This window comes from Clostridium sp. (assembly GCF_026168755.1).
In the GTDB taxonomy this organism is placed as follows: domain Bacteria; phylum Bacillota; class Clostridia; order Clostridiales; family Clostridiaceae; genus Clostridium.
This window is the reverse complement of sequence record NZ_JAPFDR010000004.1, coordinates 50245-72279: the sequence shown is the minus strand read 5'-3', so window position 1 is coordinate 72279 and position 22035 is coordinate 50245. Positions and strand designations below refer to the sequence as shown.

At 28.3% G+C, this 22035-nt stretch carries 15 protein-coding genes and 1 tRNA gene; 14 read left to right on the top strand and 2 right to left on the bottom strand.

Annotated features, from left to right (window positions below; translation table 11 throughout):
• Positions 1-4: 4 nt before the first annotated feature.
• Positions 5-1084, bottom strand: a complete 1080-nt coding sequence (dndB, locus tag Q0Y03_RS02970; protein ID WP_297712349.1) for a DNA sulfur modification protein DndB — start codon at positions 1082-1084, stop codon at positions 5-7.
• A gap of 405 nt (positions 1085-1489) precedes the next feature.
• On the opposite strand from dndB, the gene Q0Y03_RS02965 reads away from it, so the two are divergent.
• Positions 1490-2224, top strand: coding sequence for an NAD(P)H-dependent oxidoreductase (locus Q0Y03_RS02965; RefSeq protein WP_297712348.1), 735 nt, complete (start codon positions 1490-1492; stop codon positions 2222-2224).
• 102 nt (positions 2225-2326) lie between these two features.
• Here Q0Y03_RS02965 and Q0Y03_RS02960 read toward each other — a convergent pair.
• Positions 2327-2402: transfer RNA gene (locus Q0Y03_RS02960), tRNA-Met, on the bottom strand.
• Between the two features lie 346 nt (positions 2403-2748).
• Here Q0Y03_RS02960 and Q0Y03_RS02955 point away from each other — a divergent pair.
• The 13 genes from Q0Y03_RS02955 (at position 2749) to Q0Y03_RS02895 (ending at position 21911) form a co-directional block, all read left to right on the top strand.
• Complete coding sequence (locus Q0Y03_RS02955) at positions 2749-3132, top strand: hypothetical protein (RefSeq protein WP_297712347.1); 384 nt, start codon at positions 2749-2751, stop codon at positions 3130-3132.
• Between the two features lie 230 nt (positions 3133-3362).
• On the top strand, positions 3363-4505 hold the full coding sequence (locus tag Q0Y03_RS02950; protein WP_297712346.1) for a BRCT domain-containing protein: 1143 nt from the start codon (positions 3363-3365) through the stop codon (positions 4503-4505).
• 261 nt (positions 4506-4766) lie between these two features.
• Entirely contained in the window at positions 4767-6284 is a 1518-nt protein-coding gene (locus tag Q0Y03_RS02945) for an oligosaccharide flippase family protein (RefSeq protein WP_297712345.1), read from the top strand.
• Positions 6285-6691: 407 nt separating this feature from the next.
• Entirely contained in the window at positions 6692-7765 is a 1074-nt protein-coding gene (locus Q0Y03_RS02940) for an NAD(P)-dependent alcohol dehydrogenase (RefSeq protein WP_297712344.1), read from the top strand.
• Between the two features lie 60 nt (positions 7766-7825).
• Complete coding sequence (locus tag Q0Y03_RS15495; RefSeq protein WP_363318704.1) at positions 7826-8005, top strand: hypothetical protein; 180 nt, start codon at positions 7826-7828, stop codon at positions 8003-8005.
• 248 nt (positions 8006-8253) lie between these two features.
• A complete protein-coding gene (locus Q0Y03_RS02930; RefSeq protein WP_297712343.1) occupies positions 8254-8925 on the top strand; it encodes an amino acid ABC transporter permease in 672 nt (223 codons plus the stop codon).
• Positions 8894-9571, top strand: a complete 678-nt coding sequence (locus tag Q0Y03_RS02925; protein WP_297712342.1) for an amino acid ABC transporter permease — start codon at positions 8894-8896, stop codon at positions 9569-9571. The genes Q0Y03_RS02930 and Q0Y03_RS02925 overlap by 32 nt, the downstream gene beginning before the upstream one ends.
• 1 nt (position 9572) lies before the next feature.
• A complete protein-coding gene (locus Q0Y03_RS02920; protein ID WP_297712341.1) occupies positions 9573-10340 on the top strand; it encodes an amino acid ABC transporter ATP-binding protein in 768 nt (255 codons plus the stop codon).
• A gap of 93 nt (positions 10341-10433) precedes the next feature.
• Positions 10434-11324: a cysteine ABC transporter substrate-binding protein gene (locus tag Q0Y03_RS02915; RefSeq protein WP_297712340.1), complete on the top strand. Its 891-nt coding sequence runs from the start codon at positions 10434-10436 to the stop codon at positions 11322-11324.
• A 213-nt stretch (positions 11325-11537) separates the two neighbouring features.
• Positions 11538-17309 carry an endo-alpha-N-acetylgalactosaminidase family protein gene (locus tag Q0Y03_RS02910; protein WP_297712339.1) on the top strand — a complete coding sequence of 1924 codons (5772 nt, stop codon included), beginning with the start codon at positions 11538-11540 and terminating at the stop codon, positions 17307-17309.
• A 221-nt stretch (positions 17310-17530) separates the two neighbouring features.
• On the top strand, positions 17531-18979 hold the full coding sequence (locus tag Q0Y03_RS02905; RefSeq protein WP_297712338.1) for a leucyl aminopeptidase: 1449 nt from the start codon (positions 17531-17533) through the stop codon (positions 18977-18979).
• A 263-nt stretch (positions 18980-19242) separates the two neighbouring features.
• Entirely contained in the window at positions 19243-19836 is a 594-nt protein-coding gene (locus tag Q0Y03_RS02900) for a GNAT family N-acetyltransferase (RefSeq protein ID WP_297712337.1), read from the top strand.
• A 236-nt stretch (positions 19837-20072) separates the two neighbouring features.
• The gene (locus Q0Y03_RS02895; RefSeq protein ID WP_297712336.1) at positions 20073-21911 is read left to right on the top strand and encodes an ATP-binding protein; all 1839 of its coding nucleotides are present in this window, start codon (positions 20073-20075) and stop codon (positions 21909-21911) included.
• Positions 21912-22035: the final 124 nt, after the last annotated feature.

Below are 22035 nucleotides of genomic sequence, written 5' to 3'. Positions count from 1 at the left end.
CCTTCTATTTTTGAAATTCACTTTCAAGTTTTTCTTCGTCTTTGGTTAATGGAAGGCCGATTTTAGTTTTTATTAATGAACAAGTTAACTTAACATAACTTGCATTTTTTACAATACGACCATTTGGAGCTATAACTCTATTTTCCCAATCTTTAAGATTACTTCTATTCCAATCTATTGAATTAAGTTTAGCAATATAATCTTTCCAATCAGAGTAGTTATTACTATATAAATAGTTACCTATAATTCCAATAGCCTCAAGTACAACACCATTAGAATTTATATATGTATTTCTAAAGTTATGAGCACTAATTTCTTTATTGAAAACGAACATCCATTCACTTATATTATCGCATAAACATTTCCAAAACTCAAAAACAAATTTTTGTGATTGTTCATCAGTTGCATTTATTTTATTAAGTAGTTTTTTATTTGTTTCATAAATACTGCTTAATATAAATAATTTTGCTGAATATTTAGGTAGTGATGTATTTTCTTTATCAGTAAAATTTTTTAAATAATCATTACTATCTAATAGATTTTTAGTTATTATTGCAATTGGATCTCTTGAGTCATATAGAATACCGATTGATTTTGATACGTTAACAGCATGTTTATTTAAATCAGCAAAAATTTGTTGACTTTTTTGTAAATTTTCATCGATGAATAATACTACTGAAATAGTTTCTTCACATAGCTCTGGAGCTGCTTTTAAAGCTTCTTCAATAGCAGCTCGTCTATGTTGACCATCATTTATAAGTAGTTTGCTATCCATAGAGACCTTAAGAACTCCTATATCTTTATTTAAGCTTTTATCAAATGAAGAAAACTCAAAATCTCCGTCTATTGATGCCGTTAATGATGAAAATACATAGTCTTTAGGATTGTTTATTATGTAATTAGCTATTTCCGGTATTCTACTTTTATTTAAAATTCTTTGTGATCTATATTCAGCAGGAATTTCTTCTTCATTAAAAATAAATAATTTTGATAATATTTTTAATGGACACATTATTACAAAGTATTCTTTTGAAGATTGAATTCCTTTTATAGCGGGGAATGTATAAAAAAAGTTACTTATCATATTTTCTCCTTACGTACGTAAAATATATATAAATTATACAACAATAGATTATATGAGTAAATAAAATGTTATTTAATAGATATTTAATTTTAATTTAACTAAGAACGTCAAAGTTTTATAATTTGTAATGAAAAGTAGAGTATAGAAATTAAAAATCAACTAATTAAGTATATATTATATATAGAAAGTAATTAAATAAGTGTCGACTCTGTCGACCTTGTGTCGCCCTAAAATTTAACTAAGGTAGACACCTGAAACAACTTATAAATACAAGCTTTAAGACTATAAATAATAATAATTGAAAAACTATATAGAAAATACAGTGTATTAAATTTCAATGATAATCTTAATGAATAAGATGAATATAATATTCATAGAAAATAATTCTAATTAAGAGGTTTTTAAATGAAATGTTTAATTATACATGGAAGTCCACGAAGAGGTAATACTTGGGATGTATTAAACAGAGTAAAAGAAGAAATGCAAAAGAACGGTAATTTTGAATTTGAAGTTATTGAATTATCAAAAGAAAAAATTCCAATGTGCATTGGTTGTTTTAATTGTATAAAAAACGGTGAAAAAAAGTGTCCACATAGATCATATATTGAACCTATAGTTAAAAAGATGGAAGCAGCAGATGCTTTTATTATTACAACTCCAGTTTACTCAATGCAGGTATCAGGAACATTAAAAAATTTTATAGATCATATGTCTTATAATTTTCATAGACCTAAGTTTTATAATAAAAAAGTATTAATAATTACAACAACTGCAGGAGCTGGGCATACTAGTACTGCAAAGTATATTAAGAAAGTAATGAGTTATTGGAATATTAATTATATACAAACATTACCTATAGCATATAGAGGCACTGAATTAAGCAATAAAAATATAAATAAGATAATTAAAGGTGCTAAAGTATTTAGTAAGGAGTTAAATTCACATAAGCTTCATGAACCTAAATTGCAATCACTTATTATGTTTCAGGTGTGGAGAAGTTTATCTAAGAAGGATGATTTTTCAATAGCTGATTTTAAATATTGGAATAATGATTCTTTAAATAAAAACTTGTATTTTGAAGATATCCCAGTGGGAGTAACTAAGAAATTAATAGCTAGTATATTTAAAAAAGTACTTTAAGGGTATAAGAAAGGGTATATAGTGATTTCTAGAAAGAATCAGTATATACCCTTAAATATTTATGCAAAAAAATAAATCTTATGAAAATATAAGATTTATTTTTGGTTGCGGAGGCAGGACTTGAACCTACGACCTTTGGGTTATGAGCCCAACGAGCTGCCAACTGCTCCACCCCGCGATATTATGTTTTGCAAACTTGTTTTGATTAACTTGTAAGTTAAGTATAACTTTATAATAATATAAAGTCAAAATCATATTAACTTATATTAAGGCTTTAGACAATAAGAGATGCCTTATAATCTTAAATAATGATATATGCTATCATATGTCATAATAGCAATTTTTTTTAATATTTATTTTATAATCTATAAAAAAAATCTTCTTTTTTGTATAGATTAATTGTAAAGAAAAAAATTTATTATGACAAACAAAGCTCCAGAAAGCAGAGTATTATAAACCTATACATATAACAGTTAAGAATTGTAAATAATAAAAGAAAATATGTTTAATATGGAGAGATAAATATGAATTCTTTAATTAATGATGCATATAAAATAGCTGAGAGTAACAATGTAATTCTTAAAGGCAATATAAAAATAAGCAATAATACTAATTGTTTAATATTTGCACATTATTGTGATAGTACTTTATTTTATAAAAAGTTTTTTAAAGTTTCCAAGGATATATTTAAGGTTAGAAGTATAGCAAATAAAAATTTAAAGGAAATTAAAAGACTTGTTAAAAGATATGGATATAAAAGAGTATGGTCTAAAGGAGTATTTTCTATCTATGGAGATTTAAGACCTTTAGCAGTTGAAGCTGGCTTTGGTAAATGGGGAGATAGTGGAATTATAGAAAATGAAAAGTATGGCACTAATTTTATGATTACAGCTGTATTTTATAGATAAGGGTTATATTTTATTATAAATATTTTTAACAACTTCAGTATCTAAGGAACCTTTTTCAAATATAACTCTTTTAGGAATAAACATTTTTTTACCTCTTATATATTATAATTTTAATTGTTTATTGTTAGTTTTTCTTAATATTCAATTAAAAATACAAGCCTAAATAAAAAATATATGTTATAAATGAAATTATAGAAAGATTATTAAAATTAGAGTAGAGGTATAAAGTTATGATAAGTCCAAAAAGAGTGTGGAGAAAATTTAAGTCACAAGAAGACAAAATAGAAATTTTAAAAGAGTTAAAAATAATTAGTCCTAAAGCTAATGAAGTTAAAACATTATATTATAAAGGAGCATATACAAAAGATGCTGTAGAATGTGATGTTGTTGGAATAGTAGATAACAATGAAATAATATTAGATATAAATGGTGAGTTACATAGCATACATCCAGATTACTTAATAGATATGCAGAAAAAAGAAAGATTTATTATTGTAGACATAGAAACACCAAGAAGTTTTAGTCCTGCTGATGGAATTAGAGAAGTAGCAGCAGTTGTTGTTGAGGATTATAGAGTAATAGATACTTTACACTTAGCAGTAATTACTGATCAAGAAAAATATAAAAATGGATATGGTGATGGATTAGAAGCTATTGAAGAAAATGAAGAACTTAAGAAAAAGTTTAAAGACTTAATTAAAAAGTATAAATATCCTTTAGTAGCTCATAATGCAAGTTTTGATAGAAACTTTTTAAGATATTGGGGATGGGTTGAAGATAAGCAGGAATTTTATTGTAGCATGAATACAATAAAGCAAAAAGAGATTTTGCCATCATATAAATTAGTTAATTTATTAGAGTATTACAATATTAAAAAAAGACAAGCTCATAATGCATTACAAGATGTTTTAGATTTATTAGAATTATTGAAAGTTATAAAGCCAGAAAGATGGTCAGCTTTAACTACACAAACATTAAGCTCAACTGCAAAGAAGGATAATAAAGAAAGTAAAAGTGATAGTGAAATCACAGTAAAACCTAATAGATTTAGAAAGTTTGCAAAGGATAAGGAAAAAGTTGCAGAAGAAAAGGAAATGATTGAGTTTGCTAAAAATAATTTAATAAAAGATATATTTGGTAAAAAGAAAATAGTTTTTACTGGTGATATGTCTAAAAGTAGGGCAGAAATGAGAGCTATGGCTATAAGGTATGGAGCAGATTCTCCAACAAGTATAAGTGGTAAAACCAATATGCTTGTTATAGGTGAAGAGGCAGGGAAAAGTAAGTTAGAAAAGGCTAAGCAACTTGGAATAGAAATAATTACTGAAAAAGAGTTTTGGGAGATTATTAATAAAGAAGCAGGTATGGAATAGAATTTAATATGAAATAATAGATAATTTGATGTTTAAGAGGTTTATTTTAATAGTTAATTTAGTGCAAAAATAAGGAGAGTAGATAGATTTGTGTAAAAAACAAATCTATCTACTCTTTTTGTAGTATTCTTTGGTATATATAGAGAAGCTTAAAAATATATATGATGATTAAGTATATAATGAAAATATAGAAGTTGATATAAGTAATTTATTATAAATGCTTAACATATAGTATATATAGAATAATAAAAGAGGTACTATATGGAAAGAAAAAAAGAAAACTTATTTATAAATACAATATTACTAACTGCTACAATGATGATAATGAGAAGTATAGGTGTTGTATTTAATGTATACATATCTAATGGAATTGGTACAGAAGGAATGGGATTATATAAGCTTATTGGTACAGTAAGTATGATTGCAATAACTTTTGCAACTTCAGGAGTAAGTTCAGCAGTAACTAGGATTGTAGCAGAAGAAGTATCAAAAAAAGAGTATAATAATGTAAAGTATGTAATGTTTAAAGCATGTACAATATGCGGAGTATTAGGAATAACAGCTTGCATTATATTAAGTGTTTTTTCAAAAGATATAGCATCATTATTTTTAAAAGACACAAGAGTAATACTTTCATTAAAAATATTTGCAGCAAGTATTCCTTTTATTTCAATATCAGCATGCTTAAAGGGGTATTTTTATGCTGTTAGAGATATTTTTATACCAATAACAACTCAGCTTGCAGAAGAGTTTATTAAAATTTCAGTAATAATATTATTATTAGACTTAGCAGTATCAATAAACTTAGAATATGGTTGTGCTGTTCTTGTATTGGGAGCTGCAATAAGTGATATATTATCTTGTTTTTATGTATTTATAGCATATAAGTTGGACAATAAGGAAAGTAGATATTTAATTACTATCAAAGAAAATACAAAGGGATTGACTAAAAGATTATTTAAAATATCTGTGCCTATAGCTGCTAATTCATATCTTATGTCTATATTTAGTACTGTTCAAATGATATTAATACCACTATCACTTATAAAGTTTGGAATGTCTGAAAGTGAGGCCATAAGTGCATTAGGCGGAGTTATGGGGATGGTGTTTCCTATAATAATGTTTCCAGCAACATTACTTATGTCATTAGCAATGGTTTTGATGCCAGAGATTTCTAGAGCTAGAGCTATTAATAATAAGGAAAGATTAAATAGTATAATTAATAGAAGTATTGCATTTACAAGTATAATAGGCATTATATCCTTTTTTATATTTTTTACATTTTATAATGAACTATCTATGGCTATTTATAATAGGCAAGATATAGGAATGATTTTTAAGGTTATTTCTTTTATAATTCCATTTATGTACCTTGATATGATTATGGGAGGAATTTTAAATGGATTAAATGAGCAGGTAAAATCATTGGAATATCAGATTATGGAATCTATATTAAAGATTTTAGGAATATATTTTTTAGTGCCTATAAAAGGAATAGAAGGATTAATTATAGTAATATTTATATCTACAATATTTAGTTTTACTTTAAACTTTTTTACAGTAGTTAAGGTTACAAATATTAAAATAAATTTATTAAATTGGGTAGTTATGCCTATGATTTTTGGCATAATATCAGCTATATTTGGAAGGTTAATTTGGAGTGTGTTGACACATAATACTTTAGTGATTGAAGTAAATACAATAATAGCTGTTAGCTGTGTTGGAACTGTGTATTTAATATTATTAAAAACATTTAATTGTATAAAAATAAGAGATTAATATATTTGTGAAATTTAAGTTAATTGCCTTTTTATTCAACCTGAGAGGTAAATCCATATATTGGATTGACCTCTGAGGTTATTACATTATTTGTAATTATAATGGTTAAATTAGAAATATATAGTGTGTATTTTTTATATGAGGCAATATTAACTAGAATGCTAAATTTAGTTATATTCTATTAAATATAATATATTTTTGCAAAGAATAGAAATAATAAAAAACTTGTTTGTAAATTAATTAAAGGGTTTCTATATATAAATAAATATGTTAAAATATTACTGTAAAATTGTTCTAACTTAACATTTATAGTAATATTAAATAATTAAAACACATCAATGTGAAAACGTTTATAAGGGGGATTGTGTTAGTCAATGTAAAAAAATAATATAAAGGAGTTGTTAATTATGAGAGGGTTTGCAATGTTAGGGATAGGAAAAACAGGGTGGATTGAAAAAGAAGAACCAGTATGTGGGCCATTAGATGCTATTGTTAGACCAATAGCAGTAGCACCATGTACATCTGATATACACACTGTTTGGGCTGGAGCTATTGGAGAAAGGCATGATATGATATTAGGCCATGAAGCTGTTGGTGAAATTGTAGAAGTTGGACAACTAGTTAAAGATTTTAAAGTTGGTGATAAGGTAATAGTACCAGCTATTACTCCAGATTGGGGATCAATAGAAGCGCAAAATGGATATGCTCAGCATTCAGGTGGTATGCTTGCAGGTTGGAAGTTTTCTAATTTTAAGGATGGTGTATTTGCTGAAAAATTCCATGTAAATGAAGCAGATGCTAATCTTGCACTTTTACCAGATGGAATTGATCCAGCTGAAGCAGTTATGTTATGCGATATGGTAGTAACAGGTTTCCATGGAGCAGAGTTAGCTGATATTAAATTAGGAGATAGTGTTTGTGTTATTGGAATAGGACCAGTTGGATTAATGGCAGTTCAAGGGGCAAATAAAATGGGAGCATCTCATATATTTGCAGTAGGATCTAGACCTAACTGTGTTAAAATAGCAAAGGAATATGGAGCAACAGAAATAATAAATTACAAGCAAGGAGATATAGTTGAACAAGTTCTTGCTAAAACAAATGGAAAAGGTGTAGATAAGGTTATAATAGCTGGTGGAGATGTTGATACTTTTGCACAAGCTATAAAAATGTTAAAAGCTGGAGGAAGTATAGGTAATGTAAATTATCTAGGAGAGGGCGAATTTATTAAGATACCAAGAGTTGAATGGGGAGTTGGTATGGGCCATAAGAAAATAAATGCAGGTCTTACTCCTGGTGGAAGATTAAAGATGGAAAAAATGGCAAATTTATTAGTAACTAAAAAGATTGATACTAGCAAACTTATAACTCATAAATTTGAAGGTTTCGATAAAATTGAAGAAGCTTTAATGCTTATGAAGGATAAACCAGCAGATTTAATAAAACCTGTTGTAGTTATTGATTGGAGTAAAGAAAAATAGGTAAATCTAAATACATTAAAAAAACAGTATCTTGTTATTTAAATTGAGATACTGTTTTTTTTGTTCTGCAAATTAAGATATTATAGTATTATTTGGTATGGAGGAAATTCTTCCTATGAAAATGTAGAAGCTTTACTAAATAACACAAAAGTTAAGGATGCAGATATTATTTTTGCAGTAATGTATAATGCTGATGATACTTTTAGAGATTATTATTATCTTTTTCTGTTAAGGCTTTAGAAGATTGCAGAAATAACACTACATCATATGAATTAGAACAAATAGCTTTGGATATTATTATAAGTACAGGTTTGGTTTCAAACTTAACTAGTGATGCGGAAAGGTAATATATGCTCTTTAATGAAGGGGGATACATTTGAAAGAGCTCCGCTATATGAAGCAACAATTAATTTAAAATCCAATGAACAAAATAATAGAGAAGATAATAAATTATATAATCATAATATTATTAATTGGGAGAGGGTAAATTGGATATTAATTTTATTCAGACACATTATCATTTATATATTGAAGCTGGAATTTTAACTATTAGAATTGCAGCTATAGGAATATTACTATCCTTAATTATTGGAATTATATGTAGCTTAATTAAGACTATTAAAATACCAGTGTTAAAGACTATAGTATCAATATATATTGAGCTATCAAGAAATACACCATTATTAATTCAATTATTTTTCTTATACTTTGGTTTGCCAAAGATAGGAATTACATTAAGTTCAGAGGCTTGTGGAATTGTGGGACTAGCTTTTTTAGGAGGAAGTTATATGGCAGAGGCATTTCGTTCAGGAATTGAAAATGTATCTGTAGTACAGTATGAATCAGCATTAAGTTTAGGAATGACAAAAATGCAAGTGTTTTGGCACATAGCATTGCCCCAAGCCTTTGAAACTTCAGTACCTGTTTTATGTGCTAATTTTATTTTTTTAATAAAAGAAACTTCAGTGTTTAGTGCTGTTGCTTTAGCAGATTTAATGTTTGTAGCAAAGGATTTAATTGGAGTTTATTACAAGATAGATGAAGCATTACTTATGTTAGTAATAGCATATTTAATAATTTTACTTCCAATTTCATTAATTTGTACAGTAATAGAAAGGAGAGTACGTTATGCAGGATTTGGGAATTCGAGTACTATTTGAAGGTAACAATTTTTTACGTTTATGTCAGGGCATATGGGTATCATTAAGAATAGCATTAATATCTATGTTACTGTCAGTAGGCTTTGGAATTTTGATGGGAGTAATAATGACTAGTAAAAATAAGATAGTTAGATTACTTTGTAGGATATATTTAGAAATTGTAAGAATAATGCCACAGCTTGTTTTACTATTTTTAGTATACTTTGGTGCAGCAAAGAATATAGGTATAAATTTTTCAGGGGAAGCTGCAGCAATAATAGTATTTACTTTTTGGGGAACAGCAGAAATGGGAGACTTAGTAAGAAGTGCAATTATTTCAGTACCAAAGCATCAATATGAAACTGGATTTGCTTTAGCAATGACAAAGCCACAGGTATTTATACATATTATAATACCTCAAACTATTAGGCCATTAGTTCCATCTGCAATGAATTTATTAACAAGAATGATTAAGACTACATCTTTAGTAGTACTTATTGGAGTAGTTGAAGTTGTTAAAGTTGGTAAGCAGATAATAGATGCAAATAGATATGTAATACAGGATTCAGCACTTTGGGTATATGGAGCAATATTTATAATGTATTTTATTATTTGTTTTCCATTTTCAAAGTTATCAGAAGTATTAGAAAGGAGGGTAAAAAGTTAGTATGACTAAAAAAATATTAGAAGTTGAAAATTTGACAAAATCATATAATAAGGAAAAGGTAGTATTAAATAATCTTTCATTTTCACTAGAAAAAGGAGAAGTAGTTGTTGTTATAGGGCCTTCAGGATGTGGGAAAAGCACATTTTTAAGATGTTTAAATAAGCTTGAAGAGATAGATTCAGGTAAGATTATTTTAAATGGAAAGGAAATATCATCTGAAAATAATAAGGTAAATGAAATACGTGAAAAAATAGGAATGGTATTTCAAAGCTATGAGTTATTTCCAAATATGAATATAATGAAAAATTTAATTTTGGCACCTACTTTAGTTCAAAATAGAAAAAAGGAAGAGGTAAAAGTAGAAGCTGAAAAACTTTTAGATAGAGTTGGACTTTTAGATAGAAAAAATGATTATCCAAGGCAGTTATCAGGAGGTCAAAAACAAAGAGTTGCTATTGTACGATCTTTAATTATGCATCCACAAATATTATTATTAGATGAAATAACGGCAGCTTTAGATCCAGAAATGGTAAGAGAGGTTCTTCAAGTTGTATTAGAGCTTGCAAGAGATGGAATGACTATGGTAATTGTAACACATGAAATGGAGTTTGCTAGGGCTGTAGCTGATAGAGTTATTTTTATTGATGGTGGACATATTATTGAAGAAGCACCGCCAGAGGAGTTTTTTACTAATCCTAAGACTAACAGAGCAAAGCAGTTTCTTAATACCTTTACTTATGAAAGTGTACAAGAAGTTACAACAAAATAATTCTAAGTATATATGGAAATGTCTAAAAATTAATAATAGATAATAATTAATTTATTATTAGTATTAAATATAAAAATTAAGGGGGCTTTTATAATGAAAAAGTTAATTGCAGTATTTTTATCAGCTATAATTATTATAGGGACTTTGGTAGGTTGTGGTTCTACTAAAAATAGTACTGGAAATACTACTGAGAATGGGACAAGTGATAATACAGGAAATGCAAAGGCAAGAACTTTAGATGAAATTAAGAAGGATGGAAAAATAAGAATTGGGGTATTTAGTGATAAAAATCCTTTTGGATATGTTGATTCAAATGGAGAGGTTCAAGGCTATGATGTAGAATTTGCAAAGAGAATAGGTAAAGATTTATTAGGAAGTGAAGATGCTGTTGAATTTGTTTATGTTGAAGCTGCAAGTAGAGTTGAGTATTTAAAATCAGGTAAAGTAGATGTTATTTTAGCAAATTTTACTGTAACTGATGAACGTAAAGAAGCTGTTGATTTTGCATTACCTTATATGAAGGTGGCATTAGGGATAGTATCACCTGATAATGCATTAATTACTGATGCTGACCAGTTAGAAGGTAAAGATATAATTGTTGTAAAAGGAACAACTGCAGAAACATATTTCTCAGAAACTTATCCTGAATTAAAGCTTGTTAAATATGATGAATATCAAGAAGCTTATGATGCACTATTGGATGGTAGGGGAGATGCTTTTGCAACAGATAACACAGAAGCATTAGCTTGGTCAAATCAAAATGAAGGTTTTACTACAGGTATTGAAAGTATTGGTAATATAGATACAATTGCACCAGCTGTACAAAAGGGAAATACTGAATTATTAAATTGGATTAATGATGAAATTAAAAGTTTAGCTGGTGAAGAATTCTTTTTAAATGATTATAAGAAGACATTGTTACCTGTATATGGTGATAGCATAGATCCACAAGAAATAGTTGTTGAAGGTGGAGTAATAGAATAATATAAGTAGTAAAAAATGTAACTGTCTCAGATGTAAATCAATATATTGGATTTATATCTGAGGTAGTTACATTTTTTGTAAATTATATAAGTATAATGTGTAAATTAGCAATATATATAAAACATTACCCAATAAAAATATATGAAATAAATAGCAATTACTATAAAATTATAGTTGTAAAAGTGAAACAAAAGGTTATAAGGGGGAGAAAAAATGGCTAAAGATATGAAGGGAAGAGCTATGAGTAAAAGATTAGCTGTATTATTAGCAAGCGCTGTTGTTGTTAATCAAGTTGCATCAGTTGTTCCAGTATATGCTATTGGAAATGATGTAAACGATATCTTGAGTGAGGGTGTTGCAGTTTCAAATGATGATGTTTATACATTAAATTTTGATGAAACTGACAAGGGACAACCTGATTGGCATGACATTCAAGGTAATGGAGAGAGAGTTATAGAAGACGGATATTTAAAAATAACTAGAGGTAATACAAACAATAATTTTGTTTTTTATGATCAAAATGCTCCTATGCTGGCAGATGGAGAAGTTGAAACAGAATTTACTTTAGAAGATGGAAGTAGTAGATTTGGTGTTGTTGTAAGACCATCAACAGATGGAAATTTTTTATTTGTAGGATATAACGATAATGGAAAATGGCTAATAGAATCTAGTTCAGCTTGGAAAGATGGTATAGCAGGTCCAACGCTTAAAGAGGGACAAACATATAAGTTAAAGGTTAGATTTGAAGGGAAAAAGATAACTATTTGGGTTGATGGTGAACAAATATTTAGTGAAGAAGTAGAAATAGATAATATGCCAACATCTCAAGGTTATGGAGTTGGATTTAGAACATGGTATGATCAAAAAACTATAAAGGTAAATTATCTTAAGGCTGGAGCTGTAGGGTCAATTACAGATGAAGTTGGTGAAAAAACTATATCATCAATTGAAGAAGTGAATATAAGCACTGAACAATATATTAAACCTGTAATGCCTAATACTGTTAATGTAACTTATGATGATGAAACAAAAGGAACTCTTCCTGTTAAGTGGGATAGTATATCAAAAGATAAATATGCAAAAGTAGGAGAGTTTAAGGTTGAAGGTACTGTTGAAGGAACAGATATAAAAGCTGTTGCAAATGTAACTGTAACTGAATCTTCTACAGGATTAGTTCCACCAGATGTAGAGGTTGATGAAATAAAATTAGAATCTAAAAAGATGACAGCAGTTTTAGATAATAATTTCCCAAGAGTAATTAGATATGAATGGAAATCTGATGGTGCAGTATTAACTGGTAGTGAAGAACAATTATATATTGCTGAAATAAATGATATTCCATATGTACCTAAAGTTAAAGGAAGGCTTAGGGGAGATAAAGTTGAATACACAATGACTTTTGAGGAAATTGATGTAGTTATTGAATTAGAAATGAGTTTTACTAAAGATGATGTTTTAAGAATGGAAGTAACTGATATTAAAGAAAATGGAGATTTTATAGTTAAAACTTTAAATTTCCCTGGACATAGTTTAGCTTCTGTAAAGGATAGTGAAAATGGTCAATTAGCAGGGGTATCAACTCAAGGAAATAGAAATGATGTTAAAGAAGAGTTTAGCTCTGTAGCAGATAAAGCATTAGGAAATTATTCTAAAATTTATGGAATGATAAACAATGATGATTTTGCTGTTACTTTAAATAATAATTTAATAGAAAGTGGAAATAAGGCTATTATAAGTGTTGAGCAAGAAGATGGATATAAGAAAGCATCTATAGCAAATGGAAGATGGACTTATAGAGAATCACTTAAAGAATCATCACAAGCAAAATTTGTTGGACAAATTGCTGGAGTAGATATAACTGAAGAAAATGAGTTAGATGGTACTCAAGTAATTATACAAAGTGGTAATTCAATAAATAAATATATGGGTAAAGAGTTTGATGCTGTTTACTGTGGTTTAGGTGGAGTAGAAGATTTTGAAGGAAAAGATTTAAAAGGAAAAGTAGCTATAGTAGATAGAGGAACTCAAACTTTTGTAGAAAAAGGAATAAATGCAAGAAATGCAGGAGCTGCATATATAATTTGTATTAATAATACAAGTGGTAGTGTTCCAGCTCAAGGAGAACAAGATTCTCTTAATATGATAGGAGTTAGTCAAGAAACTGGTGAATTAATTAAAGCTAATTTAGCTGAAGATGGTACTACAAAAGTAAAATTAAATCTTAATTCTAATACTAGTAATGATGTAGTTCCATTTGAGCCAGAAGAATTACCATGGTCTGAAATTATGATTGCCAGAGATACTAATAATAATGGAAAAGTAACTTGGCAAGATGCTGCTATTAAGTATAGAGAAAACATGGAAGAAGTTGAAGGTGCTGATTATGTAAGAAATAGCTTCTCTTATATTCCATTTAATATAGGATCATTAACTCAAATGCCATTTTTAAGAACTGCAGACTATATTAAAAAGTTATCTAACTATACTGATGGATTTGGACAATTAGTTCTTCATAAGGGATTCCAAGCTGAAGGTCATGATGATGCTAAGGCTGATATTGGAGGACATACTGGAATAAGACAAGGTGGAAAAGATGATCTTAATAAGTTAATAGAGATTGGAAAAGATTATAATGCAAGAGTAGGTGTACATCTTAACTTAACAGAATATCATTTAGATGCATTCCAATTTAAAGTAGAAAACTTAAGACCAGGATTTGAAAAGGGATGGAACTGGGTAGACCAAGCTTATTGGGTTGATAAGAGAAGTGATATAGTATCAGGAGAACTTGCAAGGAGATTTGATTTATTAGAAGCTGATCATCCAGATTTAAGTTGGATATATATAGACGTTTATGATGGAGTAGGCTGGAATTCAAAAGTGTTAGCTGATGAAATACACAGTAGAGGATGGATGGCAGCAACAGAGTTTAATGGACCATTATATGAAGATGTTGCTTGGACTCACTGGGGAGGAGACCCTGCATATCCTAATACAGGTAATACAAGTAAGATTTCAAGATTTATAAGAAATCAAGAGCAAGATGTATATATGTCTGATGACCTATTAAAAGGTGGAAAGCATATGTTAGCTAGTGGATGGGGAACTAAGCATGATTTAGAAGGATTCTATGCTATAGAAACATTCTATAATCAAACTTTACCATCAAAGTATATGCAACACTTTGAAATTATGGAATGGGAAGACGATGGTACAAATGGATTTGTTAAGTTTACAGGTGGATTAGAATCTAAGAGAGAAAATGGATACAATAATATGTATCAAGATGGTAAGCTTATAGCTTCTACTGCACAAGATACTATTGATGAAAGAGGTATAGGTAAAACTACATTATTCTTACCATGGACATGGCAACAATTAGGTGATGAAGCAGAAAATAAGGTATATCACTGGAATCCATATGGAGGAGAAACAACTTGGGATCTTCCAACAGGATGGGAAGGAACTGAATCTGTTAAATTATATGAATTATCAGATTTAGGAAGAACTTTTGTAGATGAAATAGAAGTTGTTGATGGAAAAGTAACAATTGATGCTAAGGAAAACACTCCTTATGTAGTATTCCAAGAAAAAGTTAATGAAGATAGAATTGATTCTTGGGGAGAAGGAACTTTAATAAAAGATCCAGGATTTGACTCTCAAACTTTTGATAATTGGAATGTAAAATCAACTACTGATAATATGGATCATATAAGTATTGAAAATGAAAATGTTGATAGAAGAAAAGGTAATGATGTATTTTTAGTTAAGGGTATTGAAAAAGAGGACCCAACATTAATACCACAATCTCAAATGACAGCAACTGCTACAAACAGTCAATCAGGAGAAGAGGCAGATAAAGCGATTGATGGTTCAGAAGACACTTTATGGCATACTAGTTATTCAGGTGTAACAGGACCTCAAAGTATTACTTTAGATCTTGGTGGAAAAGAAGAAATTAATAAAGTTACTTGTCTTCCAAGACAAACAGGTACTAATGGTTTAATAACTAAATATGAATTACAAGTAAGTACTAATGGAGAAGATTTTACAACTGTATCAGAAGGAGATTGGACACAATCATCAGATCTTAAGACTATAACTTTTGATCCAGTAGAAGCTACTCATGTAAGATTAGTAGCAAATGAATATGTCAACAAATTTGTTTCAATAGCAGAATTAAATGTTCATAAAAATGTAGAGATTCCAGAAGAAGAGAAGGTATATGGAGAAGGTGCTAATATATCTCAAGAATTAAAAGGCTTAGTACCTGGTGAAACTTATATAGCATCAGTATGGGTTAAGAATAGTGGAAATAGGGAAGTTACATTAGGTGTAGATTGTGGTGGAAAGGAAACTACAAGCACAATTGATAGAGCAACTACTAGAATGAATGTTGGTGAAGGATTAAAATGGCATGGTGAAAGATTAACTAGAATGAGAGTAGAATTCAAGGTGCCTGAAGGAGTTACAACAGCTAAGTTATATGTTGATATTCCAAGATCAGAAGAAGCTACTGATGTAATGTTAGATGATTTTAGAATTTGGACAAATCCACAAGAATCTGTTGAGACAAATAGAGATGGATATGTTATATATGAAGATTTTGAAAATGTTGATGAAGGTCATGGACCATTCTATATGGGTCAAAATTTAGCAACTGACAACAGAACTCACTATGCTGAAAAGAATCCAGAAGGTGGACAATACATGAACTGGGTTATAAGTGATAGATTCTCATTAAAGACTAACCAACAAGAAGGTACTACAGGTCATATTTTATTAACTGATCAATCAACATTACAATTAGAACCTAATAAAACTTATGAATTAGGATTTAAGTATACTAATAAGATTGATAATTTATATACAGTATCAATTAACTCACCAACTGCAGGAACATTATTTGAAGAGGTATTAACTCCAGGAGAGGTTATTGGAGTACCTGAAGATGGTCCAAAATATAGCAGAGAGGTAAAAGAGTTTAAGTATGAATTTACAACTGGTGATGCTAATGATTACTATTTAGCTATAAATAAGGGTACTGGATATGATGAATTAGTTTTAGATAATTTATATATTAAAGAGGTTGTTAAAGAAGATGTAGAGCAACATACAAAGCACCTAGAAATTGCAGTTGAAATGGCTAAGAAAATAACAGATGCTGAATTAGATAAGGTTGCTCCAGCAGTAGTTAAGGAGTTTAAAGAAGCTCTAGCTGAAGCTGAAGAGTTATTAGCAAGTGGAACTGCAACACAAGATCAAGTAGATAAATCATTTGATAGATTAAGTAAAGTAATGCAAATGTTATCTTTCGAAAAAGGTGATAAGACAGAATTACAAGAATTAGTAGATAAAATAGAATCATTAGATTCTAAGGAATATATAGCTAATACTTGGGATAATCTTCAAAAACAATTAGATGTTGCTAAGGGTGTAATAGCAAATGAGAATGCCATGGAAAAAGAAGTTTCTGAAAGTTATGATAGCTTAATGAAAGCATTCTTAGAGTTAAGATTAAAACCAAGCAAGGAGAAGTTAGAGGAATTAATAAAGAAAGCTGAAGGATTAGATTCAAGTAAGTATACTGATTCATCTTGGAACAAGTTAGAAAAGGCATTAAAATTAGCTAAAGAAGTTTATGCTGATGATAATGCAACTGAAGAGGAGATAGCTAATGCTGAAAAGTCATTAAGTGCAGCTTTAGATGGATTAGTTATAGCAGATTCTGATAACGGAAATGACAACAATAACAATAATAATGACAATAATAATAACAATGGTGGAAATAATAATAACGGAAATAGTGGAAACAATGGAAACAGTGGTAATAACGGAAGTAATGGTGGAAATTCAAATAAACCTTCAAATTCAGGAAAATTACCACAAACAGGTGGAACTAATGCCTTAGTTACATTATTTACTGGATTAGCTGCTATTGGAGGCGGATTATTGTTTAGAAGAAAAAATAACAATAAAAAATAGTAATTAAATAAAAATAGGAAAAGATAAATATATGCTTCCTAAATCAATGAAATAAAGTAAGTTGATTTAGGAAGCAATTTTTATATAGTATTTACATAAAATGTAATGACCTCCGGGGTGCTTACATTTTATGTAAGCACCCCGGAGGTCATTACATTTTTTTGAAACTTATAGTATAATAGAGAAAAGTTATTAAATAATAGATAAAGGAGAATCAAAGGATGATAAAAGTAAAAGATTTAGCTGTTGGTAGCTTCCAAGGGATTATTACGCTTGTATATGAAGATAAGCCAACAAAAAATGAAGTAGTAGATACTTTAAAATCAAAAAAAGTATTTGAAGGAAAAAGTGGGCAAGTATTTTACAGAACCACTGAAGAATTAACTTATGAAATTTTTGTAGGATTAGGAAAGTATGAAGAGTTAGAAAGAACAGACTTAATAAATGCAGTTGCTAAAGGAATCAAACAAGCTGAAAAGTTAAAGATAGATGATCTTGGGATATACTTTATAAAAGCAAATGGATTATGTACTGGTGGAGTTACTAAGTCTATTGTTGAAGGTGTGAAATTAGCAAGCTACAAGTTTGATAAGTATAAGAAAAATAAAGTAAGCTACAATCCAGATGTAACTATATTAGATGCACCAAAAGAAAAGATTGAAAAGATGAAAGGGAAAATAGCTGAAGCAAGCAATGTTGCAGATGGGATTATCTTAGCTCGTGATCTTGTAAATGAACCTGCTAACATATTATATCCAGAAACTTTAGCTCAGCATGCAGTAGAAGCAGGAAAAGAAAGTGGATTTGAAGTAGAAGTATTTGATGAAAAGCAAATAGAAGAATTAGGAATGAAGGCATTCTTAGAAGTTGCAAAGGGATCAGTGCATAAACCAAGATTAATTGTTATGAGATATATGGGTAATGCTAACAGTGATGAAAGAGTAGGACTTGTAGGTAAAGGACTAACTTTTGATACAGGTGGATATTCTCTTAAACCATCAACTTCTATGGACACTATGAAAAGTGATATGGGTGGAGCAGCAGCTGTTATTGGAACAATGCAGGCACTTGCAAAAAATAAGGTACAAAAGAATGTAGTAGCAGTTGTAGCTGCTTGTGAAAATGCTATTTCAGGTGGAAGCTATAAGCCAGGGGACATTATTGGTTCTATGGCAGGTAAAACTATTGAGGTTTTAAATACAGATGCAGAAGGAAGATTAACTTTAGTTGATGCAATTACTTATATTATTGAAAAGGAAAAAGTAGATAAAGTAGTAGATGTAGCAACTCTTACAGGTGCAGTATTAGTAGCACTTGGGTCTGAAATAACAGGAGTATTAAGTAATGATGATGCTTTTTATGAAGAGTTATTAGTGGCGGCAAAGAGAACTGGTGAAAAATTCTGGAGATTACCTAATGATAAGTGCTTTAAAAAGTTATATAGAGGTGATTTTGCAGATCTTAAAAATACTGGTGGACGTTATGGAGGAACAATTACTGCAGGTATGTTCATTGAAGAGTTTGTACAGGATAAACCTTGGTTACATTTAGATATTGCAGGAACTTCTTGGACTGATTCTGGAAATGATACTACACCAAAGGGTGGAACTGGTGCACCAGTTGCTACATTATATGAGCTTATTGTAAAGCATAAGTGTAAACATAAGTAAAAATAAATTTTTTAAAGAAGTCAATTTAAGCTTGACTTCTTTTTTTGCTAATAAAATAAAAAAATAAGTTAAAGTTAGTTATAAATATATTGTAGTAATTTCCGGTTCTATTAAGTACATTTGTATCAAATTACAATTAAGTTTTTTTATAATTATTAACATATAAGTACATATTTTAACATCCACAAAGCCTTAATTATATAACTACTAAAAAATATAATAAATATATAAAGTTTATTATTTTAAAGAAAAGAGGAGTTTTTATGGAAAGTTTCACGGTAAGGGAAGCAACAAAAGGAGAATCGAAATTTATTGCAGAACTGGTTTATAAAACAGAAGATGATCCTGAGCACGTCTGGGGTTATGGTAGTAAAGTTGAAATAATTGATAGAATAAAATGGCTAGTTGAAAGTGAGGATTCAAGATATTCATATAAGAATGTAGAAGTTGCGGAGCTAGATGGTAAAATCTGTGGAGCTATAATATTAATAAAAGGAAAAGAATTATCAAAGTTAGATTTAAAGACAAGCATAAAGCTAATTAAATATATTAAGGGAATAAAAAATAAGATTAGGTTTATAAAAGATTTTATTTTAGAATTAGATTTTAATGAGTGTGAGAAGAATGAATTCTATATTGCTAACTTAGCTACTTTAGAAGAGTATAGAGGTAAAGGTATTGGAAAGTCTCTTATAAAATTAGCAGAGGAAAGTGCTAAAAAAGCAGGATATAAAAATTGCTCTTTATTAGCAAAGGATGCTGGTGTTAAAAGTTTTTATGAAAAATTAGATTTCGTGTTTGAAAAAGAAGAGCCTTATTATTCCCACAGCTTATATAAAATGATTAAATCTGTTTAATTTATACGATTTAATATAAAGTAATTTGTAAAATAGTGATTATTTATAAATGAAATAATCACTATTTTTAGTTTTTATTGCAAATATTAAAAGAAATATAATATAATATAATTTATTTACAAATATGTTATATTTAAATAAAAAATGCTAAAATTATATAAGTAAATTTTAATTTAATTAATATAGTTATGTTTATTAGATATAATTATAGAGTTTTATATTTCGAGGGTAGAAAGATGATTGATTATAAAGAGGTTTTTAGAAAAATGCCTATGGCTATGATATATGGTAAATTTAGATTTTTAGAAAATGAAGATTTTAATATGGAAATTAAATATATTAGTGATAAAGTGCTTTTATTATTAAATATGGCTTATGAAGATGTTATAAGTAAAGATTTTTTTGATGTTTTATCAGAATATAAAGAAGATAGAAATTTTCTTAATATGGTACAAGCTTCTGATGATAATAATTTGACTTATACTAAATATATTAGACAATTAAATGACTTTATTAAAGTTACTATACAAAAAGTAAATGATGAATATTTTATATTATATTTTGAATCCTGTATGGATAAACGTTTTTTAGAAGATGTTCAAAGAAAAGATGAGATTTTCTTTATTAAGAATTCAGAAAATAAATATGTTCGAGGTAGTGAAAATTTTAAAATTCTTTCTGATTATATTGAAAAGGATATTTATGGAGCAAATGATATTGAAATATATGGCGAAGAGATGGGAGAGAAGTACTCGAAATCTTGCGAAGAATTTATAAAGTCAAGAAAGTACTATTGTAGAGAAATTTGTAAATTGAAAAGTAATATTTATTTACTTCATAGATATTCAATATATAGTAATAATGAAATAATTGGAGTTATAGGAGTTTTTGAAAGCATAATTGGAAAGATGGAGAAAATAAATGATGGTAATACATTAGCTTATATAACTAACAATATGTCTGAGTACGTAGTGCTTAGAGATACTGAAGGGGTTTATTTAGATTGCAATAATAGTTTTTTAAAATGGTTAAATGTTAGTAGAGAAGAAGTTATAGGTAAAAAAATTACTACTATTCCTAAATTAAGTGATATAGCTAAAGATACTATCCTATCAGATTTAGAGGTTATTAATAATAGATGTAGAAAAATATATAATGAGTATGTGAAAATTAATGAAAAATCAGTAGAGTTTGAAATTGTTAAGGAACCATTTCTAGATAGTTATGGTAATTTAGTAGGTGTTATTGATATAATAAGAGATATTTCTCATAGAAGCGAAGTTGAAAAATTGAGGTTGGAGTTTTTTGCAAACTTATCACATGAATTAAGAACTCCTTTAAACTTAATTTTTAGCTCTTTACAAACTATTGAGTTAATAGAAAAAGATTTATTAAAAAAGAATAATAGGTTAAAAAATTATATTGAAATAATAAATCAAAACTCTAAACGTCTATTAAAGTTAGTTAATAATTTAATAGATTCTACTAAATTTGATTGTGGTTATTATGAGTATAATCCTCAAAATTATAATATAGTAAATTTTATTGAAAATATAGCTATGGCTGTGGCTGAATTTGCTAAGCAAAATGATATTACTTTAATTTTTGACACAGATGTTGAGGAAAAAATAATGGCATTTGACTTAGAAAAGCTAGAGAGAACAATTCTTAACCTACTTTCTAATAGTATTAAGTATACTAATTCATCTGGTAAAATAGAGGTATTATTAAAAGATTGTGGTGAAACTTTTAATATAACCGTAAAAGATAATGGAATTGGAATTCCAGATGATAAATTAAAAGTTATTTTTGAAAGGTTTAAGCAAGTAGAGGATAGGCTTAGAAAGAGAAGTGAGGGAAGTGGTATAGGATTATCTATTGTAAAAGATTTAATTAATATTCAAGGCGGTATAATAGATGTAAAAAGTGAATTTGGAGTTGGAAGTGAATTTACTGTAAAATTACCAGTTTCAATTTTAAGCAATGAAGATCATTTAAATAAATTAGATTATAATGAGGTATTTAATGGAATGATAACAAGGATGAATATAGAGTTTTCAGATATTTATATTTAAATATTGTATAAGCAGAGAAATATTATTTATAAATCTCTGTTTATTTTTTATTATAGAATGTATTATACAATTAAAAGTAGTATAATGTATTATTATAGAAATTTATAAAAGAATTGGGATATAG

Coding starts and splice junctions, on each gene's coding strand:
- dndB (WP_297712349.1), bottom strand. CDS start 1,084: ATGATAAGTAACTTTTTTTATACATTCCCCGCTATAAAAGGAATTCAA.
- Q0Y03_RS02965 (WP_297712348.1), top strand. CDS start 1,490: ATGAAATGTTTAATTATACATGGAAGTCCACGAAGAGGTAATACTTGG.
- Q0Y03_RS02955 (WP_297712347.1), top strand. CDS start 2,749: ATGAATTCTTTAATTAATGATGCATATAAAATAGCTGAGAGTAACAAT.
- Q0Y03_RS02950 (WP_297712346.1), top strand. CDS start 3,363: ATGATAAGTCCAAAAAGAGTGTGGAGAAAATTTAAGTCACAAGAAGAC.
- Q0Y03_RS02945 (WP_297712345.1), top strand. CDS start 4,767: ATGGAAAGAAAAAAAGAAAACTTATTTATAAATACAATATTACTAACT.
- Q0Y03_RS02940 (WP_297712344.1), top strand. CDS start 6,692: ATGAGAGGGTTTGCAATGTTAGGGATAGGAAAAACAGGGTGGATTGAA.
- Q0Y03_RS02925 (WP_297712342.1), top strand. CDS start 8,894: ATGCAGGATTTGGGAATTCGAGTACTATTTGAAGGTAACAATTTTTTA.
- Q0Y03_RS02920 (WP_297712341.1), top strand. CDS start 9,573: ATGACTAAAAAAATATTAGAAGTTGAAAATTTGACAAAATCATATAAT.
- Q0Y03_RS02915 (WP_297712340.1), top strand. CDS start 10,434: ATGAAAAAGTTAATTGCAGTATTTTTATCAGCTATAATTATTATAGGG.
- Q0Y03_RS02910 (WP_297712339.1), top strand. CDS start 11,538: ATGGCTAAAGATATGAAGGGAAGAGCTATGAGTAAAAGATTAGCTGTA.
- Q0Y03_RS02905 (WP_297712338.1), top strand. CDS start 17,531: ATGATAAAAGTAAAAGATTTAGCTGTTGGTAGCTTCCAAGGGATTATT.
- Q0Y03_RS02900 (WP_297712337.1), top strand. CDS start 19,243: ATGGAAAGTTTCACGGTAAGGGAAGCAACAAAAGGAGAATCGAAATTT.
- Q0Y03_RS02895 (WP_297712336.1), top strand. CDS start 20,073: ATGATTGATTATAAAGAGGTTTTTAGAAAAATGCCTATGGCTATGATA.